The following is a 1,632-nucleotide window of genomic DNA, read 5'->3' on the forward strand; positions in this document are numbered from 1 at the left end:
CTTTGATCTGAAAAACGAGACAAAATGGATGTTGAAGACCAGTACAAACGAAAAAGATGATAAGGGCAATCTGCTTGATATTGCTCAAAGGTCACGTTCTGATGTTTCTGTGCTTAATCTTAACAACAGCTCTATTATTTTTGAAGGCCCAACAGAAGACCACTATCACACATTGCATATAGGATCTGGTAAACCAGACACGCAAGCAGTCTACAATGCAACGGGAGACGCAAAGATTGGCTTCAACGTAGCATGGAGTGATGGGGGAGCAATTGCCGATCAAAAAACCGATAGACTTCTGATCCACGGTGATGTCTCAGGCAACACAACAGTTTATATTCAAAGCGATTCAGGGGATAGAAAGAGTGTAGTAAATGCTTCTGACCCTTCCAATACAGGGGGCCTTTCGCTGATTCAAGTTTCTGGAAATGCACAGGAAGACTCTTTCAAACTGGTAAATGGCTATACCACAAGAGGTGGTTTGCCCTATAAATATACGCTGACTGCCTATGGACCAGACTCAAGCCAAGGAAAAGCCAATATTGAGCAAAACCTATTTGATGAGAAGAACGAAAACTTCTGGGATTTCCGCTTACACAAGGAAATTCTTGAAACTGGTTCAAATCCTGATCCTAATCCTGATCCTGGATCAAATGTCCCTACCGTTGCCGTTGTGCCCCAAACGGCCAGTTACTTAGTCATGCCCAATGCTCTCTTCTATAGTGGATTAACCGATATGGCTAAACAAAACGCGCTTTTAGCCAATATGAGAACATCCGTCTTGGGAAAAGAAGAGGATAAACAGATCGGTTTCTTCCTCTATACTTACGGAAGCACAGGCACCTTATCTTCTGAACGCGGACCTTTCAAATACGGTTACGGTGCTGATATTCGTTATGCGGCTCTAGAAGCCGGTATTACATTGGCTGCCATAGAGGGGAAAAACGCCACCACACACTTTGGTCTTGTAGGCACCTATGGGCAGCTATCGTTCACACCAAAAGACATGGCAGATGCCGGTAAGAGCACAGTGGATAAATGGTCACTGACAGCTTACGGGAGCATACAACACAACAATGGTTTCTACGTTGATACACTCTTGTCCTATGGAATAATCAAGGGAAATATCACCAATGCTCTCATTGGCAAAACCGCAAAGTTGAACGATGCTAAGATGTTGAGTATCTCTACAACTGTTGGTAAAGAATTTGCAACCGGAGTGGAAGGCTTAACCTTTGAACCGCAAGCACAACTTGCCTATCAACATTTGATGTTTAACACCATTGAAGATGTCGATCATCTTACCATTGATATGAAAAATCCTTCCCAATGGTTGATCCGTGTTGGCGGACGTTTGACAAAAACCGTTTCCACTGAAAACAACCGTCCGATGTCTTTCTATGGAAAAGTAAACTTGATCAAAACCTTTGGGGATAATGGTACCATTTATATTGGCAGAGACTTTGACCTTGATCCTATGGGCCCTGCAATTGAAGGCGGTATTGGCATCAATGCGCAACTGTCTCACAATCTCTCGCTTCATGGTGATGTGAGCTATCAACAAAAGCTGCAAAAAACCGGTATCTCCGGCGCCAGTTTTTCAGGTGGCATACGCTATCAGTTTTAAAACAA

1 protein-coding gene is annotated in these 1,632 nt (G+C 43.3%); it reads left to right on the forward strand.

Annotated features, from left to right (window positions below; genetic code table 11):
- On the forward strand, positions 1-1,627 hold a 1,627-nt coding region (locus tag ABD915_RS09540; RefSeq protein WP_345117702.1), incomplete at its 5' end, for an autotransporter outer membrane beta-barrel domain-containing protein.
- Positions 1,628-1,632 lie beyond the last annotated feature (5 nt).

The sequence above is a fragment of the Bartonella jaculi genome, assembly GCF_039543045.1.
Lineage (GTDB): Bacteria > Pseudomonadota > Alphaproteobacteria > Rhizobiales > Rhizobiaceae > Bartonella > Bartonella jaculi.